The following is a 13,750-nucleotide window of genomic DNA, read 5'->3' on the forward strand; positions in this document are numbered from 1 at the left end:
GAGTGACGACGGCCGAGTGGACTGTGCGCGTTCCCACCGAGGGGAGTGTCGAGCTCCCACCCGATTCACGGACGATGGAGGCCATCGGTCGCAACCACTCGTTCGAGACGGCGCTCGCCGATCTGGTCGACAACTCGATCGACGCCGACGCCACGAACGTCCTGATCCGGTTCGTACGCGACCGGGGCCGCCTGTGCTCGCTCTATGTCGTGGACAACGGGCGCGGGATCGCCCCGGATCGGATCGACGACGCGATGACCGTGGGCGGTCGCCGTGCCTACGGTGACGCCGACCTCGGGTGGTTCGGGTTGGGTCTCAAGGCGGCTTCCTTCAGCCAGGCCCGCGAGCTCACCGTGCTTTCGCGGGCGCCTGGCGCGCCCGCGGTCGGGCGGCGTTGGCGCCTGGACGAGGCCCGGACCGGTTTCCTCTGCGACGTCGTCCCGGAGCTCTTCGCCGATCGGGAACTCGCTCAGGACCGCGGCTTGCCCGCTACCGGCGGAGGCACCATCGTTCGCTGGGACCAGGTCGGTGGGTTTCCCGCCACCACCGATGAGCGCCTCGTCGAGCGGTTCGTCACGCAGAAGGTCACCACCGCGTGCAACCACCTCGGGCTGGTCTTCCACCGCCTCATCGAGCGCGGACGCGTCACCATCGCCTTCGACGTCCACGAGGCGGGTTCCGCGGCTTCCACCTCTCCGGTCACCGTGGAGCCGATCAACCCGTTCCACTACCACCGCACCGGTGCCACTGGCTTTCCCAAGGATCTCAACGCGACCGTCGACGGCCGCTCGCTGAGCTTCCGCTGCCACATCTGGCCACCGCGCTCGACCGCTCGTCAGTTCAAGCTCAACGGCCGCCCCGCCGACCACCAGGGGATGTACTTCTACCGCCGGGACCGACTCCTGCAGCCCGGGGGGTGGGAGGGCGTCCACGCGCCCCACCCGAAGCTCCAACTCGCCAGGGTCGAGGTCGAGATCGACAGCGACGTTGAGGCATTCTTGCGGATGAACCCGGAGAAGTCGCGGGTCCAGGTCCGCCCGGAGTTCGGCCAGGCCTGTGAGTCGGCCCGTGCCGACGACGGGAGCACCTTCGCCGACTACTTCTACCAGGCCGAGCAGGTCTACCAAGCGGGAAACAAGCGCCGGACGAGCCGCAAGCCGATGATCCCCCCGGGTCGTGGGTTCACCCCCGGGCTCAGGGACACACTCGAGTCGGAGATCGAGGCGCTCAAGGCCGACCCGGTGGACATCCGCTGGCGGGATTTCGACGACGACCAGTTCTTCGACATCGACAGAGATGAACAGACGATCTGGTTGAACAAGCGGTATAGAAAGATGCTGCTTGGTGACCGCCACGGCGGTCTCAACGACCTGCCGCTCATCAAGACGCTGATCTACCTGTTGATGGAGGATGTTTTCCAGGGCGAGTACCTCGGCTCTCGCGACAAGGACAACATCGAGCTCTGGAAGTCGGTACTGACCACGGCCGTGCGGGCGGAACGACGGTGACCGCCACGCCGCGTCCTGAGCGGCACCTCGTACCTGGACATCTCGATCGAGTTCTAGCCGAGGGCGTGCCGTATCTTCGGCCCATCGCGGGCGATCCGCCTGCCTGGCTGTTCGTAACCCCTTCATCAGGCCATATGGGTCTACGGGTGCATGTGCCGGAGATCGAGTCCGCGCCTCCCACTCGCCTGCGGCACGTTGTCAGCCGTGTGACCCACCACGGCGAAGGGCGAGCCTTTGAGGTCGTGGTCACCGTCCCCGCGCTGTTCCAGGCCGCGTATCCGTTGCTGTGCTCGATCGCTGACCGGGTCCAGCTCGATGGGATACGACCCGCCGACGCCTTGGCGCTCACACTGCGCGAGTTCGCGGCCCTGCTCAGACGCGAAGACGCCTTCCCGAGGGAACGTGAGATCGGACTGTTCGGGGAACTGCTCAGCCTCGCCGGGCTTGTCTGCACAGAGGGCGTGGCGGCCGCACTAGCCGCTTGGCGGGGGCCGGGGCGCGAAGAGCACGACTTCGGACTACCGGGGCATGACCTGGAGGTGAAGACCACCAGTGGTGAGCGGCGCACACACTGGGTCGAATCGTTGACCCAGCTTGTGCCTACGCGGGACCGGCCACTATGGCTCGTCTCACACCAGCTCACCCAGGCGGGGGTCGGGACAGGTGCGCGGTTGCCCGAGCTCATCGGGCGGGTGCGTGGCCTCGTCGGGGCCGGTGCCAGCCGCGACGACCTGGAGTCCGGTCTGGTTGCTTGGGGGTGGGACGACGACTTGACCGATCGATGCGAGACCGGGTGGACCCGTCGCACCTCGTCGGCGGTGTACTCGGTCGATGAGTGCTTTCCCCGGCTGACGCCGGATTCGTTGGCGAGCGCGGGTGTCGCGCTCGATCGACTGGCCGAGGTTCGCTACCGAGTCGACCTCACCGGACTCGCCCCAATCGGCCGTCCGGCGCGGTCGCTGGCGGCCGCTGCGGATTTCGAGGAGGGATGATGACGATGTCCGACTCCATGGCGAAGTCCTATCTGGCAGCCCTGGACGCCATGAACCGCTCCGGTCCACGTGATTTGCGACGCAACGCGTTGGTGCAGGCGGAGGAGTTCGGTAGCGACATTGAGGTCTCCGACGCGGCGCTCCGCGCCTACCTGGCCGCCTCGTCGGCCTCGGACGACGAGCTGCGCAACGAGTTGCACATCAAGCTGGCCAAGTGGGACAACGCCCGCCCCGAGGACGCGGACTGGACCGCGGGCACGGGCGCCAACACTCCTGAGCGCCGCGCGGTGGTCCTGGCCAAGCTCGGTGTCGAACTGGAGACCGCCCAGTTGTTCGGCTCGTTGTTCCCGGTGCATGGCGGCGACGGCACCGTGGTGATCGCCAAGGAGTGGAATCCCTGGTACAGCGAGGAATTGATCCGCGCGCGTGACTTCTATTGGAGTCACTACGCCAACCACCTGCGTACTCGGCGGGGGTGGGACGAGCGCGCGATCACCAGCCTGCACAACGCGACCCGTCACGTGGTCGAACGACTCAGCGAGCCCACCCGGTCCGAGCCCTACCAGGCCAAGGGATTGGTCGTCGGGTATGTCCAGAGTGGCAAGACAGCCAACTTCACCGGGGTCATCGCCAAGGCCATCGACGCGGGCTATCGGCTGATCATCGTGTTGACCGGTACGACCAACATGCTGCGTGAGCAGACCCAGCGCCGGGTTGACATGGAGCTGGTCGGTCGGGAGAACATCCTGCGCGGCGTGGATATCGACAGCCCCGAGGCGCTGGCCGCCGTGGACTACCAAGAGGACGAGGACTGGCGGGACGGCAAGTTCGTCGAGCATGGCTGCAGGCCCGCCGACGTCGGCAAGCCCGACATCCACCGGATGACCACTCGCCGGTTCGACTACCAAAGCCTGCGACAGGGCATCTCGGCCCTGGACTTCGATCGACCGCACCGGAGCAAGCCGCTCAACCACCCCGATAACCTGCTGGCCACCGACGCCCGCCTGATGATTGTCAAGAAGAACGGGCCGGTGCTGACCAAACTGGTCAAGGACCTCAAGAGGATCACCGCCCGACTGCACCAGATCCCAGCGCTGATCATTGACGACGAGTCCGACCAGGCCTCGGTGAACACGACCAATCCCAAACGCTGGCAGGCGGGGAAGAAGAGCCGGACCACGATCAACCGATTGATCTCCGAACTGCTCGGCATGCTCCCGCGCGGGCAGTACGTCGGCTACACCGCGACCCCGTTCGCCAACGTCTTCATCGATCCGAGCGACGCGCAGGACATCTTCCCTAAGGACTTCCTCATCTCGTTGGAACGTCCGCCCGGCTACATGGGCGCGGAGGACTTCCACGACCTCGATTCAGACGTCCCACTCGTGGACCGGACGTTCGAGAACTCGAAGGAGCGGGCTCATCTCCGGCTCGTCGACGACCCGGACTCCGACGGCGACCTGCGCCGGGCAATCGACATCTTCGTACTTGCCGGTGCTGTGAAGCTCTACCGCCAGGACCGTGGCTACCCCCGGTTCAAGCACCACACCATGTTGGTCCATGAAGCCATGCACACCGACATCCACAGGACGACGGCCGAGCAGATCCGGCGGATCTGGGACGAGGCGGGGTATTACTCCTCGGCCAGTCATGCAAGATTGCGCGCCGCGTTCGAGAACGACCTGTCACTCGTCTCGTCGGCCTTGGTCGGCGAACTGCCCACTCCGGCGGCGTTCGAGGACCTGATCCCCTACCTGGGAGAGGCCACGCGTCGGATCAGTCCGGCGGGCAACCCGGTGCTTGTGGTCAACAGCGACCAGGATATCGAGCAGGATGAGGTGAACTTTGACCACTACTCGGTCTGGCGGATCCTGGTCGGCGGCAACAAGCTCGCCCGGGGATTCACCGTCGAGGGCTTGACCGTGTCCTACTACGTCCGTGCGGTGAAGAACGCCGACGCGCTTATGCAGATGGGTCGGTGGTTCGGTTTTCGCGAGGGCTACCGCGACCTGGTTCGACTGTTCCTCACTCCCGATCTCAGGGACGCCTTCGAGTCGGTGTGCCTGGACGAGCGGAGTTTCCGTGAGGAACTCGAACTCTATGCCGCGGCCGACGAGGATGGTCGCCCGAGGCTCACCCCGGCTGAGGTTCCGCCGCTGGTGAGCAGTCACGGGATCCGTCCAACGACCGCAGCGAAAATGTACAACGCGGTACTGGTCGAACGCCGTGGCGGCAACATCAGTGGCAACATCGAACGCAGTTCCGGCTACCCTCCGATGAGCGAGAAAGCGGTGTTGGAGCGCAACGTTGACGCTTGCGTACCGCTCATCGCTGCTGCCTCGGAGCTGGAGACCTTGTCGGATAAGGGAAAGCCGTCTTTCGACGCGTTGATCGGTACGGTGAGTCACGACCGGATGGTTTCTGTGCTGGGCGAGCTGACCTGGGCCACGCCATCCACGTTCGCGCCTGATCTGGAGTGGATTAGAAAACTGGGCCCCGATGTGATCACGGACTGGCGCGTGATCCTTCCGCAGCAGAAGAGGGGCAGGCGGGCCAGCCTGCGGGCACAACGACCTGTGAGCTTGCACGGACGCGCGGTGGACAGCAATGACAAGGTACGTGGCAACTCGACCAGCGCGCACCGTGAGGTGATCCACAATCTCGAAGTCGGTGCCACGACGGGCAAACTGATCCTCTATCCGGTGGTGGACCGGAAGCGGGAGATGGTCGCGGGAATCGTGGAGAACGACCCGCCCGGTGTCGTGATGGCGGTTGTCTTGATGATGCCCCGCACCGTGTCGCGTTTGGCGAAGACGAAGACTTCGGGCGTGCTGCAGTGGCGGACTGTGGATTCGAGCAAGCCGCCGTACGCCCTGGTCGATGGCTGACGCCGCGGTCCGGACAGGTGCCTGGTCACCCTGTGTCGTTGATGGGACCACGGTCGGCGGTGCGCTAGGCTCCCGCCGACGCCTGAAAGTATGGAGACGAGACGATGACCGACCGTACCTCGGTGGAACTGTTCGCCGGGGGTGGCGGGCTGGCGATGGCGGTGCACAAGGCGGGCTTCCGCCCGCTGTTGCTCAACGAGTTCGCTCGACACGCGTGCGACACGCTCTTGGCGAACAACATCGAGCTGCGTGGTGAGGAAGAGCGGATACCGGAGCGTGGTGACAAGTGGCCACTCGTTCCCGGAGACGTGCAGGACTTGAAGATGGGGTACCTGCAAGGCAGGGTCGACGTCCTCGCGGGTGGGCCACCCTGTCAGCCGTTCAGCCTCGGAGGGGTCGCCAAGGGTGACGAGGACAAGCGGAACATGTTCCCGGAAATGTTCCGAGCGGTTCGTGAAATCCAACCCAAGGTCGTGATCTGCGAGAACGTCAGGGGGCTGCTCCGCGCGTCGTTCAAGCCCTACTTCGACTACATCGTCCGTGAACTGGGGTTGCCGTTCCTGGAACGTGATCCGGAGTCGAGCTGGGAGTCTCATGACAAGGCGCTCCGCGAGACCGAGATCGCGTCGGTTGACCCGACCAAGCGGTACGACGTGGTCATGACCCCGGTCAACGCGGCGGACTACGGCGTCCCGCAGATCCGCAACCGAGTGATCATCGTGGCGTTCCGGGCGGATCTGGGCGTCGACCTCGACACGTTCAAGGCACTGATCCGACCGACGCACTCCGAGGCAGCCCTGCACGGGTCGATCCGTGACGGCCGGTACTGGAAGCGCCATCCCGGGGTACCCGATCACGTCCGCGCTCGTGTTGAAGCAGCTCTCCCGGATGTACTCCCCGGAGTGAACCCGGATGACGGGTTGTTGCCATGGCGCACGTTGCGTGACGCCTTGAAGGGTGGGAAGGGCGAGAAGAGCTTGCCTGATATCCCCGAACATCGCCTCGATCGGCAAGAGTTCGACGAGGAGAAATACACCTACCACGTCGGCTGGCCTGATGCGCGGATCTACCCCGGCCACACGCCCAATGTGCTGGACCGCCCAGCGAAGACGGTCAAGGCGGGCGTACACGGTGTTCCTGGTGGGGAATCCGTGATGCTCACCGACGAACTGGTCAAGGATCCGACCAGCAGCCCGGACGGCTACCGCTACCGGCACCGGTACATGACCGTGCGGGAGACCGCGAGGGTGATGACGTTCCCCGACCGCTGGAAGCTCAGCGGACCGCGCGGTGAGAAGATGCGCCAGCTGGGCAACGCGGTGCCCGTCGCGCTCGGGAAGGTGTTCGCCGACGCGGTGGCCAAGTGCCTGGACGGGGTCGCTGCGGAATCGTGAGCGTCGGTGACCGGGCATGGAAGCCCAAGCCAGGTCGTACCGCAGCCGAGACGATCGCCGAACAGGACCGGGCCGCGGGCGGCAGGCACCTCCGGATGGTCGATCTCGGCGCGGATCGCTACGCGCGAGCGTCGGTCGACCTGCGGGTGAACCGGTCCGACTCGGAGGTGACCGCTCGCTTGCGCTGGTCGAACCGGGGCAAGGTGCACACCCATGATCTCGGAGTGGTGCCCCATCCCACCCGCGCTCGCAACCTGGTCGAAGCCTGGACGATGGCTCGTAGAGCTGGACTCGTCACGCCCGAACGGTTGCCCGAAGGGTCGTGGGCGTCATCCGCGGGTGTGCGTGCCTCAATGCGGGGAAACCGCGGCCGTGACACCGCTCCGGAGTTGGCTTTGCGTACCCTCTTGCACGCCCGCGGACTGCGGTACCGGGTATCCGCCCGTCCTTTGCCCGGGTCTAGGCGCACTGCCGACGTCGTCTTTCCCAGAGCTCGCGTAGCGGTCTTCATCGATGGTTGTTATTGGCACGGTTGTCCAGAACACCACCGGCCGTCGACGGTGAACTCGGCTTTCTGGCGAGACAAGATCGAGGGCAATCGCAGGCGTGACGCGGAGACGACCACCCTGCTGGAAACCGCGGGGTGGTCCGTCATCCGGGCTTGGGAACACGACGACCCGAAGGTGACCGCGGACCTGGTTGAGGTCGCGGTGCGTGCTCGGGCGACCAATGGCTAGGGAGGCATGGTGGCGAAGGAGAGGTTGCCCGCAGCGGTGCGCGAGGCCGTCTGCCGTGAACTGTACCGGCAGGTGGTCGAGTTAGACTGGGAGTCTTTGAAGGACTCGCAGCGGACCGCACAGTACTCCCGCTGGGTGGATGACGCGGCGATCGGTGGTGAGTTGGCCGACTACCTCACCGCCGAGGGGATGCGCGTGTGGTTGAAGGACGGCCCGATGAAGGAGTACATGCGCGCGCTCGAAGGGGTTGGGCAGTACGCGCAATACGCGACGAAGCGGTTCGTCGACATCGGTGAGACCATCCGTGAGGCGTTGGGCCCACGGTGGCGCACCGTGCCCGGGACTCTGGCCGAGAAACCAATGCACGTTGACATCACTGACGGTGACGCCGAGCGGTATGTGTGTTGGGGGCAGCCGCACACGTTCCGTGACCTGCTCTGGGCGGCGGTCGGCAAAGCGATCGACGCCCGGGTGCCGCCCTTGATCCTTGTCGTACTGCGCGGTGGCAAGACCTTGACTTCCGGTGAAGAGGTCTTCCAGGACAAGGTCGCCCAACACTGTGGGCTTGATCTGATTAGGGTCACGCGCCACTTGGTAGACCGGGTCTGAGAGTCGCGAGCATCCGTTTGAGAGCCACGCGAACGACATCGTTCCTGGACCGGTGAGATGATCCCGCCATCACCGGATGAAGGGGAGTGGCTGATGTACGACGAGCGAATCGGGGAGTTCCTCGAGCGGTTGGCCGATCGGGTGCCCGCGCCCGGGGGTGGGGCTGCCGCGGCGTTGCAGGTGGGGTTGGGGGCGGCTTTGGTGGGGATGGTGGGGCGGTACTCGTTGGGGGAGAAGTACGCCGCGCACCGGGATGTGGTGGAGCGGGTGGTGGGGGAGTCCGATCGGCTGCGCGTGGCGGCGTTGCGGTTGGCGGAGGAGGACGCGGTCGCGTTCGGGGCGGTGGCGGCGGCGTACGGGTTGCCGAGGGACGGTGCGGAGGCGAAGGCGGCGCGGTCGGCGGCCATCGCGGAGGCGTTGGTGGGGGCTGGACGGCCTCCTGTGGCTGTGGTGGGGGTGGCGCGGGAGGTTGTGGGGCTCGCGGAGGAGCTGCTGCCCATCGGGAATCGCAACGTGATCACGGATGTGGCGGCGGCGGTGGAGGCCGCTCGGGGCGCTGCCGCGTGCGGGCGGGTGAACGTGGAGATCAATCTCGGGGGGATCAAGGACGAGGCCGCCCGGGCGGAGTTGGTGGCGGGGTGCGCCGATGTGGACGAGATCCTCGCCCGCTGCGACCGGGTGACCGCGGCGGTGCGCGAGCTGATCGCGTGGTGAGTGGAATCATCGGCTGAGCCTGCGGTGGAGTTCCGCGGCGTTGCGGACTATGTGGCGGCAGGGCGCCGCGACTTTGTGTTGTGGGCTGTGTGTTGTGGGCGTTCGCGGGTGGAAAGGGTGTTCTGGTGAGTGCGCTGGTGTTGTCCGGAAAGGAACTGGCTTCGGCGATTCGGGCCGATGTCGCCGAGCGGGCGAGTGCGTTGGCCGCGGCCGGGGTACCGCCGCGGCTGGTTGTTGTCGTGGCGACCGCGGACGAGGCCAGTGCCTGGTATGTGCGGTCCATCGCCAAGGCGGCGGGGAAGGTCGGGATTGTGTGCGATGTCGTCGACCTGGGGCCGGACGCGACCGCTGAGGTGATTCGGGGGCGGTTGGGGGAGTTGTCGGCAGATCCGGCCGTGCACGGGGTGATTCTTCAGACGCCGTTGCCTGAAGGGTGTTCGGTGGAGGAGTTGGCGGGGGATATCGCGTTCGAGAAGGACGTGGATGGGGCGAATCCGTTGTCGCTGGGGCGGTTGGCGGCCGGACTGCCCGCGTTCGCGCCCGCCACGGCCGAGGCCGTGGTGCGGTTGCTGGAGCACCACGAGGTCGAGCTCGCCGGGCGGCACGTGGCGGTGGTGGGACGGTCGACCGTGGTCGGGAAGCCCGCCGCGCACCTGCTGCTGGACCGGAACGCGACCGTCACCGTCTGCCACTCGCGCACGCGGGACCTGGCCGCCGTCACCTCGACCGCCGACGTCGTGGTGGCCGCGGTGGGCCGGGCCGGGCTGATCACGGCCGCGCACGTGGCCGCGGGCGCGGTCGTCGTGGATGTCGGCACCAACCCGACGGCCGACGGCGGCCTGGTCGGCGACGTCGACGTCGCCTCGGTCGACCACAAGGCGGGCGCGGTCACACCCGTACCGGGCGGGGTCGGTCCGGTGACCACCGCCCTGCTGCTCCAGCACACCGTCCAGGCGGCGTCACACTAGGTCGGACCTGATGTCCCGCAGGAGTTCCCGGCGGCACTCGTCCAGGTAGAAGTGTCCGCCCGGGAACACCCGCAGCCGGAAGTCCGCCGAGGTCTGCACCCGCCACTCGCGGATCTCGTCCACGGGGGTGTAGGAATCCTCGCGGCCCGCGAAAGCCGTGATGGGGAACGACATCGGCGGTGTCGGGCAGTGCCGGTACCGCTCCACCATGGCCAGGTCCGCGCGCAGCGGCCGCAGCAGCGGGCCCAGCAGCCGCCGGTCCTCGGGCACCGCGTCCGCGATGGAGTCGAAGGCGCGGCGGGCGGCGGCGAGCAGTTCCTCATCGGACAGACCGCGTGCCCGGAGCCGGTGCGGGGACGGCAGGTGCGGGGCCGGTCCGGCCGAGACGAACAACCGCCGCGGTGGCCGACCGCGCGCGGCGAGGCGGCGGGCGACCTCGAAGCCGACGAGCGCGCCCATGCTGTGGCCGAAGATCGCGAAAGGCCGGTCGGCCAACGGGAACAGCGCCTCCGCCGCCTCGTCGGCCAGCTCGGCCACCTCGGTGGCGGCGGGTTCGCCGAAGCGCGATTCCCGCCCCGGCAACCGGACCGCCAGCGGGTCCAGCCCCTCCTCCTGCCACCGGTGGTACATCACGCTTCCCTTGCCCGCGCCGGGAAAGCACAGCAGCAGTATCCCCCTGGCGGGCGCCCGGCCCACCCACGGCGTCCCCGGGACGCACACCCGCCAGTCCAGGTCGCCCAGGGTGTCCGCCCTATGCACGGCGAACCCCGGCCGCGGGCGGGAAACCCGAGCACTGACAACCGCGTGCACGCGGCACGAAACCCATGGCGGCGAACACCTTCGACCCCCAGACAATCCCCGTGATCCCCCGGCGACAGGTGCTCGAACCCCCTCGCACCCGTGCCCCGCTTTCCGAAGTTACCACAGCCCGCAAGGCTCGCCGGGGCGTTCGCGCGCCGCCACCGGTATGGCGGCGATTATTCGGAGAGCGCCGAACGGCGCGGGCGAATCGACCGGACCTCGACCGGTACGCCGCCTTTCGGCCACATCGTGGCCACGCCGACGGGCTGGATCGGTGGCCCCGACAGCGCCAGGTCGGTGCCGCGGGCCAGCTCGGCGATCAGCGCGCGCAGCTCCAGCTCGGCGAAGGTGAACCCGATGCAGTGCCGGTAGCCGCCCCCGAAGGGCACCCAGCTGTACGGCTCCGGCTCGCGGTACCCCGGCGCGGACTTGTCCCAGCGCAGCGGGTCGAAGGCCAGGGGGGCGTCCCACAGCGACGGCAGGCGGTGCGTGACGTACTGGGAGTAGAGGACCTTAGTCCCGGCGCGCACCACGTGCCCGCCGAACTCGAAGTCCGCCACCGCCGTGCGGCCGGTCAGCACGCCCGGGGTGTAGAGCCGCAGGATCTCCTGGATGGTCCAGCCGACGTACTCCATCGACTCCAGGTGCGCGTGCGTCAGCTCCTCGTCGCCCGCCACCTCGGCGACCTCCGCGCGCACCCGCGCGTACACGTCCGGCCTGCTCAGCAGCGCGTACACCGCCCAGCCCGCCGCGGCGCTGCTGGAGTCGTAGCCGGAGGCGATCAGGCTGATCACCTGGTCGCGGATCTCCAGGTCGCTGAGCCGGTCGCCCGCGTGCGTGCACGACCCCAGCAGCGCGTCGAGCACGTCCGCCCGCTCGCCCGGCTCGGCCCGCCGCTGCTCGACCTCGGCGCGCACCAGGTCGTCCACCCGCCGCCGGGCCGCCACCGCCCGCCGGTACGCGGTGCCCGGCAGGTCGCGGTCGAACCGCAGGAACGGCGACCGGTTGATGTACTTGAGCGCGGTCTCCAGCTCGCGTCCGATGTGGTCGGTGTGCTCCTGGAGCCGGTCGCCGAACAGCGACCGGATCGCGATGCGCCGGATGCACGACCGGATCGCGGTGAACGCGTCGACGGTCTGCCCCGGCGGCCACGCGGCGAACATGCGGTGGATCTCCTCCACCATGATCGGCACGTACCGCTGCAACCGGCGGTAGGCGAACGCGGGCTGCACGAGCGAGCGCCGCCTGCGATGGTCCGTCCCGTCGCTCACCACCATCGCGCAGCTCCCGACGACCGGAATGAGCAGGCTGAGCACGTCCCGGGACAGGAACCGCGGGTTCTTCGGCGAGTCGTCGAGCAGCAGCTTGTTCGCCTCGGCGCCGAACATCATCACGTAGTGGTTGGACCCGAAACCGAAGTCGCACACCGGTCCGTACTCCTGGTGCAGCCGCAGCAGCGCGTCGTACGGGTCGCCCAGCAGCCCCTTGAAGTACTTGAGGTGGCCCAGTGGTGTCGGGCCGGGCAGGCCGCGCATCACCGGCTCCCGCGGTGCGGCAGCCGCGGCAGGCCCAGGTCGTCGTAGAGCGCGCGGACCAGGGCGTAGCGGCGGGCGAAGGTCTTGACGTCGTTGAGCCGCCCGTTCCAGTACACCGCCACTACGAGGTCGAACAGCGGGTCCACGAGCAGCGTCGAGGTGTTGCCGCCCGCGTGTCCGTAGGTGCGGAAGGAGCAACGGCGACCGAAGACGGACGGCAGCGTCATAATGCCAAGCCCATAAGGGAAATCCGTGTCGCAAATGGACTTCCGGGGCGTTCCGGGCCAGTGCGTCGACGTCAGCGCCTCCACGGTCGCCGACCCCGCCACCGCCGTGTCCCCGTGCTTTCCGCCCGCCAGCAGGACATCCCCGACCACGCGCAGGTCGCTCATCGTGCCCCACACGCCCGCGCCCGGCAGCGGCAACGCGCTGACCAGGTTCATCGTCTGGAGCCCGGCCTCTTGGTCCGCCGCCGCGCGCACGGTGACCCGCTGCTCCGCGGGCAGCGACCAGTCCGCGCCGAGCGTCGCCGTCTTCAGCCCCAGTCGGTCGAACATCGAACGGTAGCTGTCGCCCGAAGCGCTACCACCGACGGCCGCGAGCAGCCTGTCGAGCACGAACCAGTTGGTGATGGCGTTGTAGCTCATCGACGTGCCCGGCAACGTCCGCGTCTCGGCGCTGCGGATCACCGACCACAGCAGGTCTTCGACGTCCTCCCACGAGTTGATCTGCGCACCCGAGGGGTCGACGCTGGTCAGCGGCTCCGGCAGGCCGGTGGTGTGGGTGAGGAGGTCCCGCACCCGCACGGCTTCCTTGCCCCCGCCGACGAACTCCGGCAGCACCTCGTGGACCCGCGTGTCCAGTCCGATCGCCCCGGACTCCCACGCCGCCGCCAGCGCCAGCGCGCCGATCGGCTTGGACGAGCAGGTCCACGGCACCCGGGTGTCGGTGGTCAGCTCCCCACCCGCGCCGTTGTCGCCGACGGCGAGGTCGACGACCTGCCCCGCGTGGCTCACCGACAGCTGCACGCCCGTCTGCACGCCGCGGCCGATCTCCTCCTCGAACAGCCGCCGGACGGTGTCCAGGTCGAGTCCCGCGCGCACGGTCATGGCCGCGTCCCCACTCCGGTGGAAGAGCTTCTCGTAGGCGCCGCGCAAGGAGACCGTGTCCCAGCCGTCCGTCAGGTCGGCCTCGGCCCGCGCCGACGGGTGCTCGGCCATCTCGTCGAGCCAGGCCAGCACGGCGTACTCGCCCGCGGGCAGCGCGCCGAGCGCCGTGTCCGCAGGCGCGCCGCCGGCGACCGGCGCGGCGAACTCCTCGTAGGACGGCGCCGCGCTCACGACGGCGACACCATCGACCGCACGGCCGACTCCAGCGCGCCGAAGGTCGCGAACGTCTCCCGCACCAGCAGCTCCTCCGGGAACTGGGTGCCGAACGTCTCCTCGATGTCCACCACCACCTCGATCGCGGTCATCGAGTCGAGGCCGAGGTCGGCCAGGGTGACCGCGGTCCAGTCACCGTCCGGCGGCAGCCTGCGCAGGTGCCGGGTGAGCACGTCGGCGAGCGCGTCGGACGTGGTGCTGGGCAAGGGTGAACCGGTCATG

Annotated in this window: 12 protein-coding genes; 8 read left to right on the forward strand and 4 right to left on the reverse strand. The window is 68.1% G+C overall.

All coding sequences use genetic code 11. The annotated features are described in order from the left end of the window. The first annotated feature begins 74 nt into the window (after positions 1–74). The 8 genes from V5P93_RS15280 to V5P93_RS15315 all read left to right on the forward strand — a co-directional run bounded on the left by V5P93_RS15280 (position 75) and on the right by V5P93_RS15315 (position 9,810). The gene (locus tag V5P93_RS15280) at positions 75–1,508 is read left to right on the forward strand and encodes an ATP-binding protein (RefSeq protein WP_104476189.1); all 1,434 of its coding nucleotides are present in this window, start codon (positions 75–77) and stop codon (positions 1,506–1,508) included. Continuing rightward, positions 1,505–2,500, forward strand: coding sequence for a PD-(D/E)XK motif protein (locus tag V5P93_RS15285; RefSeq protein ID WP_146107889.1), 996 nt, complete (start codon positions 1,505–1,507; stop codon positions 2,498–2,500). The genes V5P93_RS15280 and V5P93_RS15285 overlap by 4 nt, the downstream gene beginning before the upstream one ends. Continuing rightward, positions 2,500–5,388 carry a Z1 domain-containing protein gene (locus V5P93_RS15290; RefSeq protein WP_104476192.1) on the forward strand — a complete coding sequence of 963 codons (2,889 nt, stop codon included), beginning with the start codon at positions 2,500–2,502 and terminating at the stop codon, positions 5,386–5,388. The genes V5P93_RS15285 and V5P93_RS15290 overlap by 1 nt, the downstream gene beginning before the upstream one ends. 104 nt (positions 5,389–5,492) lie before the next feature. Beyond that, positions 5,493–6,782 (forward strand): DNA cytosine methyltransferase, encoded by a 1,290-nt coding sequence (locus V5P93_RS15295; RefSeq protein WP_104476194.1) that lies wholly within the window; start codon positions 5,493–5,495, stop codon positions 6,780–6,782. After that, on the forward strand, positions 6,779–7,519 hold the full coding sequence (locus V5P93_RS15300; protein ID WP_342752238.1) for a very short patch repair endonuclease: 741 nt from the start codon (positions 6,779–6,781) through the stop codon (positions 7,517–7,519). The genes V5P93_RS15295 and V5P93_RS15300 overlap by 4 nt, the downstream gene beginning before the upstream one ends. Before the next feature lie 9 nt (positions 7,520–7,528). Beyond that, a complete protein-coding gene (locus V5P93_RS15305) occupies positions 7,529–8,128 on the forward strand; it encodes a hypothetical protein (protein ID WP_245930954.1) in 600 nt (199 codons plus the stop codon). Positions 8,129–8,221: 93 nt separating this feature from the next. Further along, complete coding sequence (locus V5P93_RS15310) at positions 8,222–8,842, forward strand: cyclodeaminase/cyclohydrolase family protein (protein ID WP_104476198.1); 621 nt, start codon at positions 8,222–8,224, stop codon at positions 8,840–8,842. Between the two features lie 125 nt (positions 8,843–8,967). Then, positions 8,968–9,810 carry a bifunctional 5,10-methylenetetrahydrofolate dehydrogenase/5,10-methenyltetrahydrofolate cyclohydrolase gene (locus tag V5P93_RS15315; protein ID WP_181043268.1) on the forward strand — a complete coding sequence of 281 codons (843 nt, stop codon included), beginning with the start codon at positions 8,968–8,970 and terminating at the stop codon, positions 9,808–9,810. On the opposite strand, the gene V5P93_RS15320 is transcribed toward V5P93_RS15315, so the two are convergent. The 4 genes from V5P93_RS15320 to V5P93_RS15335 all read right to left on the reverse strand — a co-directional run bounded on the left by V5P93_RS15320 (position 9,802) and on the right by V5P93_RS15335 (position 13,749). Next, positions 9,802–10,569: a thioesterase II family protein gene (locus tag V5P93_RS15320; protein WP_146107890.1), complete on the reverse strand. Its 768-nt coding sequence runs from the start codon at positions 10,567–10,569 to the stop codon at positions 9,802–9,804. The genes V5P93_RS15315 and V5P93_RS15320 overlap by 9 nt on opposite strands. Before the next feature lie 218 nt (positions 10,570–10,787). Continuing rightward, a complete protein-coding gene (locus V5P93_RS15325; protein WP_104476201.1) occupies positions 10,788–12,146 on the reverse strand; it encodes a cytochrome P450 in 1,359 nt (452 codons plus the stop codon). Continuing rightward, the gene (locus V5P93_RS15330) at positions 12,146–13,486 is read right to left on the reverse strand and encodes a serine hydrolase (protein WP_104476203.1); all 1,341 of its coding nucleotides are present in this window, start codon (positions 13,484–13,486) and stop codon (positions 12,146–12,148) included. Before V5P93_RS15330 ends, V5P93_RS15325 begins: the two co-directional genes overlap by 1 nt. Continuing rightward, a complete protein-coding gene (locus V5P93_RS15335) occupies positions 13,483–13,749 on the reverse strand; it encodes a phosphopantetheine-binding protein (RefSeq protein ID WP_104476205.1) in 267 nt (88 codons plus the stop codon). The genes V5P93_RS15330 and V5P93_RS15335 overlap by 4 nt, the downstream gene beginning before the upstream one ends. Position 13,750: the final 1 nt, after the last annotated feature.

This window comes from Actinokineospora auranticolor, from assembly GCF_041897805.1.
Classification (GTDB): Bacteria; Actinomycetota; Actinomycetes; order Mycobacteriales; family Pseudonocardiaceae; genus Actinokineospora; species Actinokineospora auranticolor.